The sequence below is a fragment of the Streptomyces sp. UG1 genome (assembly GCF_049974585.1).
Lineage (GTDB): Bacteria > Actinomycetota > Actinomycetes > Streptomycetales > Streptomycetaceae > Streptomyces.
The window spans coordinates 157,023-164,886 of sequence record NZ_JBNGGG010000024.1 but is presented as its reverse complement, the minus strand read 5'-3'; the positions used below and the strand labels follow the sequence as shown (position 1 = coordinate 164,886).

General features: G+C 71.7%; 9 protein-coding genes. 4 read left to right on the top strand and 5 right to left on the bottom strand.

All coding sequences use genetic code 11. From position 1 onward, the window contains the following. Positions 1-127: 127 nt before the first annotated feature. Positions 128-556, bottom strand: coding sequence for a VOC family protein (locus tag ACP4J3_RS26525; RefSeq protein WP_426538548.1), 429 nt, complete (start codon positions 554-556; stop codon positions 128-130). A gap of 98 nt (positions 557-654) precedes the next feature. Between ACP4J3_RS26525 and ACP4J3_RS26520 the strand changes: the two genes are divergently transcribed. Both ACP4J3_RS26520 and ACP4J3_RS26515 read left to right on the top strand, forming a co-directional pair. Then, positions 655-1,563 carry a pseudouridine-5'-phosphate glycosidase gene (locus ACP4J3_RS26520; protein ID WP_426538547.1) on the top strand — a complete coding sequence of 303 codons (909 nt, stop codon included), beginning with the start codon at positions 655-657 and terminating at the stop codon, positions 1,561-1,563. 41 nt (positions 1,564-1,604) lie between these two features. Next, positions 1,605-2,516 (top strand): carbohydrate kinase family protein, encoded by a 912-nt coding sequence (locus ACP4J3_RS26515; RefSeq protein ID WP_426538546.1) that lies wholly within the window; start codon positions 1,605-1,607, stop codon positions 2,514-2,516. A 293-nt stretch (positions 2,517-2,809) separates the two neighbouring features. Here ACP4J3_RS26515 and ACP4J3_RS26510 read toward each other — a convergent pair whose 3' ends face one another. Next, positions 2,810-3,604, bottom strand: a complete 795-nt coding sequence (locus tag ACP4J3_RS26510; protein WP_426538545.1) for a methyltransferase domain-containing protein — start codon at positions 3,602-3,604, stop codon at positions 2,810-2,812. Positions 3,605-3,853: 249 nt separating this feature from the next. Between ACP4J3_RS26510 and ACP4J3_RS26505 the strand changes: the two genes are divergently transcribed. Beyond that, complete coding sequence (locus ACP4J3_RS26505) at positions 3,854-4,984, top strand: magnesium and cobalt transport protein CorA (RefSeq protein ID WP_426538544.1); 1,131 nt, start codon at positions 3,854-3,856, stop codon at positions 4,982-4,984. Between the two features lie 85 nt (positions 4,985-5,069). On the opposite strand, the gene ACP4J3_RS26500 is transcribed toward ACP4J3_RS26505, so the two are convergent. The 3 genes from ACP4J3_RS26500 to ACP4J3_RS26490 form a co-directional block, all read right to left on the bottom strand. Further along, positions 5,070-5,507 (bottom strand): CBS domain-containing protein, encoded by a 438-nt coding sequence (locus ACP4J3_RS26500; RefSeq protein WP_426538543.1) that lies wholly within the window; start codon positions 5,505-5,507, stop codon positions 5,070-5,072. Positions 5,508-5,644: 137 nt separating this feature from the next. Beyond that, positions 5,645-6,058, bottom strand: a complete 414-nt coding sequence (locus ACP4J3_RS26495; RefSeq protein ID WP_426538542.1) for a PPOX class F420-dependent oxidoreductase — start codon at positions 6,056-6,058, stop codon at positions 5,645-5,647. Positions 6,059-6,113: 55 nt separating this feature from the next. Next, on the bottom strand, positions 6,114-6,746 hold the full coding sequence (locus tag ACP4J3_RS26490; protein WP_426538541.1) for a uridine kinase: 633 nt from the start codon (positions 6,744-6,746) through the stop codon (positions 6,114-6,116). Between the two features lie 314 nt (positions 6,747-7,060). Between ACP4J3_RS26490 and ACP4J3_RS26485 the strand changes: the two genes are divergently transcribed. After that, a complete protein-coding gene (locus ACP4J3_RS26485) occupies positions 7,061-7,756 on the top strand; it encodes a DUF2293 domain-containing protein (RefSeq protein WP_426538540.1) in 696 nt (231 codons plus the stop codon). Positions 7,757-7,864: the final 108 nt, after the last annotated feature.

Sequence of the window (7,864 nt, the reverse complement as noted above, 5' to 3'; positions counted from 1 at the left end):
GGGGGGCCCCCCCCCCTATTTGGTCTCCCCCCCGGGGGGGGGGGGGGGGGGTCCGGGGGGGGGGGCGGGGCCCGGGGGGGGGGGGGGGGGGGGGGCCCCGGGGGGCGCCCCCCCCCACCGCGGCACGCTAGTCGTAGTGCCGGGCCTCGAAGACGTTGCCGTCGGGGTCGCGGAAGTAGAAGCTGCGCTTGGCGTTGCCGCGGGCGCCGAAGGAGTCGTGGGAGATGTCCGACACCGGTGCGGCGCGCTCCTCCAGGCGGGCGCGCAGGGCGTCGAAGTCGTCGCCGGGCAGCGCCAGGCAGACGTGGTTGACCGGGTGCCCGGAGCTCTCGGCGGCGCCGGGCAGCATCTTCATGCGTTCCGCCATGGTGAGCGGCATGAGGTCGAGGATGGTCTCCTCGTTGAGGCGCACGGAGGGGAACGGAGCCGCCCCCGCGGAGAACTCCGAGAGCCTGACCGGCTCCATGCCGACCGCCTTCTCGAAGAAGTCGGCCGACGCCACCGGGTCACGCACCCAGAGGACGACGTGGTCGAGACGTGTGGTGTTGTCCGTCATGCCTCCCAGGCTGGTGTCGTCTCCCACAGGCCGCAAGGGTTTGATCCGGTGCGCCGCCCGCCAGAGATGAGTCAGGACCGACGGACAGGAGGCGGCGCGTGGTGCTGATGGTTTCGGAGGAAGTGCGGGAGGCGATCGACGCGCGTCGACCCGTGGTGGCCCTGGAGTCCACGATCATCGCGCACGGGCTGCCGCGCCCGCGCAATCTCCAGGTGGCGCTGGAGCTGGAGGAGGTCGTACGGCGGGAGGGTGCCGTTCCGGCGACGATCGCCGTGCTGGACGGGCGGCCCCGGGTCGGCCTGGACAAGGAGCAGCTGGAGCGGATCGCCAACGAGGACGGGATCCGCAAGCTGGGGCACCGGGATCTGCCGCTCGCGGTGGCCTCGGGGGCGAGCGGGGCGACGACGGTGTCGGCGACGGCTCTGCTGGCGGCGCTCGCGGGCGTACGGGTGTTCGCGACGGGTGGGCTCGGCGGTGTGCACCGGGAGTGGACGGTGACCCAGGACGAGTCGGCCGACCTGGGGCTGCTGGCGCGTACCCGGATCACGGTGGTGTGCGCCGGAGTGAAGTCGATCCTGGACGTCCCGGCGACCCTGCAGCGGCTGGAGACGCTGGGCGTCGCGGTGGCCGGCTACCGCACGGAGCGCTTCCCCGGCTTCTACCTCTCCGACTCGGGGCATCCGGTGGACTGGACACTCCGGTCGCCGGAGGAGGTCGCCGAGGTGATGCGGGCTCAGGAGGCGCTCGACGGGCCCGAGTCGGCGTTGATCGTCGCCAATCCGGTACCGGAGGCGGAGCAGTTGGATCCAGAGCTGCACGCGCGCGTGCTCGCCGAAGCGCTGCGCGCGTGCGAGGAGCAGGGCGTCACCGGGCAGGCGGTCACGCCGTTCCTGCTGGACTACCTCGTGCGGCACACGGACGGCGCCTCACTGAGCGCCAACCTGGCGGCGGTGCGCGGCAATGTACGGCTGGCGGGGCGCATCGCGGCGGCCTGGGCCGGGGCGTGAGCGGGACGGTGTCCGACGGCCCGGGAAGCGGAGGGGACCTCTTGGGCGTCCGCGACGGTGCGCTGCTGGTCGTCGGGGACGTGGTGACGGACGTCATCGCGCGGCATCAGGGGCCGCTCGCCTCCGGGACGGACACGGTCGCGGCCGTCCGGACGGTGCCGGGCGGCGCGGGTGCCAATGTGGCCTGCTGGGCCGCGCATCGGGGCTGTGCCGAGGTGCGGCTGCTGGGGCGGGTGGGCGAGGAGGCCGCCGCGTGGCACGAGCGGGAGCTGACCGCGAGCGGGGTGCGGCCCTGCCTGGTGGTCGATCCGCAGGCGCCGACCGGGACGGTGATCTGCCTGGTCGACACGGGTGCCGCGGCCGAGCGGACGTTCCTCACCGACAGCGGGGCGTCGTTGCTGCTCGATCCGGGCGACTGGTCGGACGCGCTCCTCGACGGTGTCGCGTGGCTGCACCTGTCGGGCTACTTGCTGTTCTCCGAGCCGAGTCGCGCCCTGGTGAGGGTGGCTCTCGAGTCCGCCCGCGCGCGTGGGGTGCCGGTGAGCCTGGATCCGGCGTCGGCGGGGTTCCTGGTGGAGTTGGGCGTCGACCGTTTCCTGGCGTCGGTGGAGGGCGTGGACGTCCTGCTGCCGAGCCGTGACGAGGCGTGCCTGCTCACGGGGTTGCCGGATGCGGAGGACGCGGCGGCCAAGCTGAGCCGCCATGTCCCGCTGGTGGTCGCCAAGCAGGGTTCGGACGGCGCGCTGCTGGCCCGGTCCGGCGCGGTCAGCGCACGTGTCCCAGCCGTGCCGGCCACGCCGAGGGACACGACCGGGGCGGGCGACGCCTTCACGGGCGCCTTCCTCGCGGCTCTGCTCACCGGCGCCGGACCGGAGGAGGCGGCTCGGGAGGGGTGCCGGGCGGGGGCGTCGGCAGTGGAACGGGTAGGGGGAAGGCCTCCGACGCCGGGGTGACGGTCGCGGGCGGGGTGGCGGGGCGCCGTTGCATCGCGTGCGGGCGGGGCGGAAGGGCACCGTTGTATGGCGTGGGGGCGGAGCGGCGGAACGCCGTTACATCACACGCGAGCAAAACGACGGGACGCCCTGCATCGCATGCGGGCCAAGCCGCGAAACGCCGATGCATCACACGCGAGCAAAACGACGGGACGCCCTGCATCGCATGCGGGCGAAGCCGCGGGGTCCGACTGGCCGTCGCGGGCTCAGGGCGGGCAACTCCCCTTTCCCGTCCAGGCCTTGCGCCCCGCCGACTACGCCCTGCGCCCCCACGCCGAGATCAGCGGGGCCGTGGCCAGGTCCATCGTGCCGGAGGCGACGTTCGCGAGGTGGCGGTCGATGTCCTGGTCCGTGGCGATGCCCTGCGCGACGAGTTGGTCGCGGATCTGTCGGATGGTGGCGGACTCCAGGGCAGCGCAGGCGGGCGAGGTGACCGGGAAGTACGCGTCGGCCGTCACCTGGCGCAGACCGGCCTCGCGGAGCAGGCGCGGGAGCCTGCGGCCGTAGGAGAGGTCGGCGCCGCGGTCGGCGAGGAGTTCGCGGAAGCCGTGGCGCAGCCGGTTGGCCAACTGCTGCTCGGGGCCGTGCTCGTCGGGGCAGATCAGGGGCTGGAGGGCGGGGTCGGCGTCCTCGATCAGGAGCCGCCCGCCGGGGCGCAGGGACTCGATCATCGAGCGCAACGCCCTTTCGCGGTCCGGCACATGGACGAGGACGAGCCGGGCGTGCACCAGGTCGAACCCCTCTCCCGGCGGTTCGTCGGCGCTCACGTCGTGGACGCGGACCTCCACCGGCGGCCGGGCGGCGGAGGTGAGTTGCGAGGTGTCGATGTCGGTCGCGACCACCTGCCCGGTCGGGCCGACCTTCTTGGCCATCCAGGCCACCACGGACGGGCCGCCGGCGCCGACCTCCCAGCAGCGCCAGCCGGATCCGATGCCGAATCCTTCGATGTGTCGGAAGGTCGTGGGGTCGAAGAGGGTGGCGAACGCTTCGAAACGCTCGCCCGCCTCGGTCTGCCGGTTGTCGAGGAGATACCCGTCGTTTCGCGTCATGGCGCGATCATTCCAGTTGCCCCGCTCGTCCGAAGCGGGCGACGCGGCGCCTACGACGAGATGGCGGACGTCCGGCGCGGATTGCGTCCGGCCGGGGATGCGTCTTACCTGGGCGGGTCGGTTGTCCACAGGCGGGAACAAGGCGGAATTCCCTGTTCCCACAGGCTTACCCGCCGCTCACCCGGGGCTGGCAAACTGGCTGGCCAGGCGCAGAGATGCGGCGCGAGGGAGCCACGCGAGGAGATCCAGATGTCCATGGCAGGGAATCTGCGAAAGGTCACCGGCCTCAGCAAGGTCGGTGGCCTGCGCAAGGTGGCGCGGCTGGCTCGACGGCGCCCCCGCGTCGACCTCAGCCACCCCGCCAGGTCCCCGCTGGGCTCCTCGGTGGTGAACTGCGTGACCTACCGGGAGGGTGTGCGGGTCCCGGAGACCGGTGAGCTGGTCGATGTCGTGCAGAGAGTACGCAAGCGCGGTGGCGGCGGTTTCGTCTGGCTCGGTCTCCATGAGCCGACGGACCATGAGTTCGCGGGCATCGCCGAGCTGTTCGACCTGCATCCGCTGGCGGTGGAGGACGCGATCGAGGCGCATCAGCGGCCGAAGCTGGAGCGGTACGACGAGACGTTGTTCGCCGTGTTCAAGACCGTCTGCTACGTCGAGCACGAGAAGCTCACGGCGACTAGCGAGGTGGTGAACACCGGCGAGATCATGGTGTTCGTCGGCCAGGACTTCGTGATCACGGTGCGCCATGGGAGGCACGGCTCACTGGGCCCGCTGCGCGAGGGGCTGGAGGCGGACCCCGAGCAACTCGCCAAGGGGCCGGCGGCGGTGCTGCACGCCATCGCGGACCACGTGGTGGACGACTATCTGAGCGTCACCGACTCGGTGCAGGAGGACATCGACGAGGTCGAGACGGATGTGTTCGCGGAGAACGGGGCGCGGGTCGACCCGGGGCGGATCTACCAGCTCAAGCGGGAGCTGCTGGAGCTGAAGCGGGCCGTGGTGCCGCTGAGCCGCCCGCTGGAGGAGCTGGCCACCCGTCCCATCCGGGTGGTCGAGCCGGAGATACAGGCCTACTTCCGCGATGTCTCCGACCATCTGCTGCGGTCCAAGGAACAGATATCCGCCTTCGACGAGTTGCTCAACTCGATCCTCCAGGCGCATCTGGCACAGGTCACCGTCGCGCAGAACGAGGACATGCGGAAGATCACGGCCTGGGCCGCGATCATCGCCATACCGACGATGGTGTGCGGGGTCTACGGCATGAACTTCAAGTACATGCCGGAGCTGCGCTGGACGTTCGGTTATCCGCTGGTCATAGGCGTGATATCCGTCGCGTGTGTGCTGCTGCACCGCGGCTTCCGGCGCAACGGATGGCTCTGACGCTCCGGCGGACGCCGACGCGTCTTCGTCCGGCACGGCCGGCCGGACGAAGACGGTGGTGAGCGGTGTCGAGTGCCCCGAAGGTTCAGCGGGTCTTGGGTGCCCCGCTGATGGCGTAGACGCTCTCGGCCCAGTGGCCGACCTCGGTCTCCGAGAGGCTCCGGGCCAGATCGGCCTCGCTGATCATGCCGACCAGGCGCTTGTTCTCGATGACGGGAAGCCGGCGGATCTGGTGCTCCTTCATCTCCCGGAGCACTTCGCTGATGTCGGCACGCGCATCGATCCAGCGCGGGGTGCCCTGAGCCATCTCGCCGGCGGTGACCTTGCTCGGGTCGTGGCCCATGGCCACGCAGCCGACGACGATGTCACGGTCGGTGAGGATGCCGCAGAGCCGTTCGTTCGGGTCGCTGATGGGCAGGGCTCCGACTCCCAGCTCGCGCATGAGCTGGGCGGCGCGGTCCAGGGTCTCGTGGGACGGGATCCACTGGGCGCCTCGGTGCATGATGTCTCCGGCAGTGGTCATGGACTACCTCCCGATGCCGGACGGCCGGCGCGGCGCAGTACGCACCGCTAGTCCCGGCGCCCTTCATTCTCGCCGTGGCATCCGGCCCCTGCACCCGGAAGCGAGCGGTGGCGGCCACGGGCGGCGAGCGGCGGCTGTCAGGCCGAGAAGCGCACGACCTTCCGCGGGACGACGCGGATGATCACTCGGGTCTCGTCGTCCTTCTCGGCGGGCGGGTCGATGCCGAGGTACTTGTGCGAGAGCTCGAACGGGAGCCGCTTTGCCTCGTCCGGGACGAGCTCGGCGGTGCCACGGATCTCGACGGAGGAGTAGGGGTTGGCGAGGTCGTAGACCGAGACGCTGATGCGGGGGTCGCGGCGGAGGTTGCGCACCTTCTGGCGGTTGTCGACGGAGGAGAAGAGCACGGTGTCGCCCTCGCGCTTGATCCAGACCACCGAGTTCTGGGGAGCGCCGTCGGGGCCGAGGGTGGCCACGCTGGCGAAGTTCCTGCCGTCCAGCAGGGAGCGGACGGAGTCGTCGAAGGAGATCGGATCACTCGTGGAGGTCGTCATGGGCACCAGCATTTTTAAATGCGTGTGCATGTAGAGGGGTTTGGTGGATCACGTCTCAGCCGCTCCACGCCGGGTGCCGCGGATCGTCGGCGCGCACCAGGACGTCGACGGCGCCGGCGGGGTCGGTCTCCTGGTCGTAGCGCTCGAAAGCGGGGAGGGTCCAGTGCTCGGCCTCGGGGGTGCGGCGGCGCAGGGCGCCGGGTGACAGGAGGACATGGACGGTCAGGTCGAAGGGGAACCAGTGACGCAACAGGAGAGGGCCGTGCAGCAACAGCAGGCCACCGGGCGGGAGTTGGACGTAGGGGCTGCGGGTGGCGCGGTCGGTGACCGGGTCCCAGAGGTCGGGCAGGACACGGCCGTCGCCGCCGGGTTCGAGCGGGCCGAAGACCTCGCGCCACAGGGCACGGGTGTCGAACCAGCCGTCGTAGTAGGCGTCGACGTCCCGGTGGCCGTACTCCAGACGGACGGAGGCGGGGCGCATGAAGCCCTCCACGCCCACGGTGAGCGAGGGTCGCCCGCGTATGCGCAGCGCCTCCCCGACCCGTTCGGCGAGGTCTCCCGGCCGGGCGGCCGGGGCGCCGTCGAAGGCGATGCGCGGCCAAGGGCTGCCGTCGGCCGGCTTCAGGTCGAGCAGCCGCTCGGCCAGCAGATCGCCGAGCCGGTCCCAGGTGATCGCCTCCAGTCGCATACGGCCCATGATGCGACAAGGGGCGGGTGGGTTGCGGATGCGGCTACGGCTGCGGTTCGGGGTGAGGGTCATGTGGTGGGGCCGGGGGCGGGTTGCGTAGGTGTCGGGGTCGGGGATGCGTGCCGTGGGTGGAGCGGGGGGGTCGGGCCGAGGCGGGATGTGATCAGCCCCCGGGAGCCGATCGGACGGTTGTCGCGCCCGGCGACCGTGGGCGGGCCGGGACGTACCGCGCGAGCCAGGGCGATGGCCCGACCACGGTCGCCCGGCCCGTCCGGCGAGTTCTCCAGTCCCGCCCCGAGGGAAATGAACCCTGTATGGCGCACCTCGCAACTCCCCCGTCCCGTACCGGCCTTCTCGTCATCCAGCCTCTCAAGCGGCGGCACTGTGCGGAGTGCCATGCGGGGCCGTTGCGGATGCTCGTGCTGGAGGACGGTGCGCCTCGGTGTCTCGACTGTGCCGATCTCGGGCATCTGGTGTTCCTGCCGCGCGGCGACACGGCATTGACGCGTCGGTCGCGGGAGGAGAGCGCGCTGTCGGCGGTGGTCGTACGGTTCAACCGGCGCAAGAGCCGATACGAACGGCAGGGCGTTCTCGTCGAGGAGGCAGGGCTCGCCCGGGCCGAGGAGCGGTGCCTGGCGGACGCGGAGGCCCGACGACGGCGCCGGATGCGGGACGCGCAGCGCCGGGCGCGGGAGGACGTGCGGTTCGCGGAGGCGTTCGCGGCGGAGATACGGCGGCTGTTCCCGGGGTGTCCGGCGGACCGGGCGCGGGACATCGCCGCGCACGCGTCGGTGCGGGGCAGCGGACGGGTGGGGCGCAGTGCCGCCGGGCGGGCGTTGTCCGAGGTGGCGGTGGTGTCGGCGGTCGTGGCGTCCGTGCGGCACATGGACACGCCGTACGACCGGTTGCTGATGGGCGGGGTGCCGCGGCACGAGGCTCGGCGGCGGATCGCGGCGGTGGTGGAGACGACGTTGCGGGCGTGGCGGGCGGAGGTGTCCGAGGTCGGCTGACGGAGGGCCCGGGAGGCGAAACATGGACGCAGCGCGACATCTTTGACGTGCCACCCTCGGAGCACACGACCCTCAGAGCACACGGCCTTCGGAGCACACGGCCCTCGA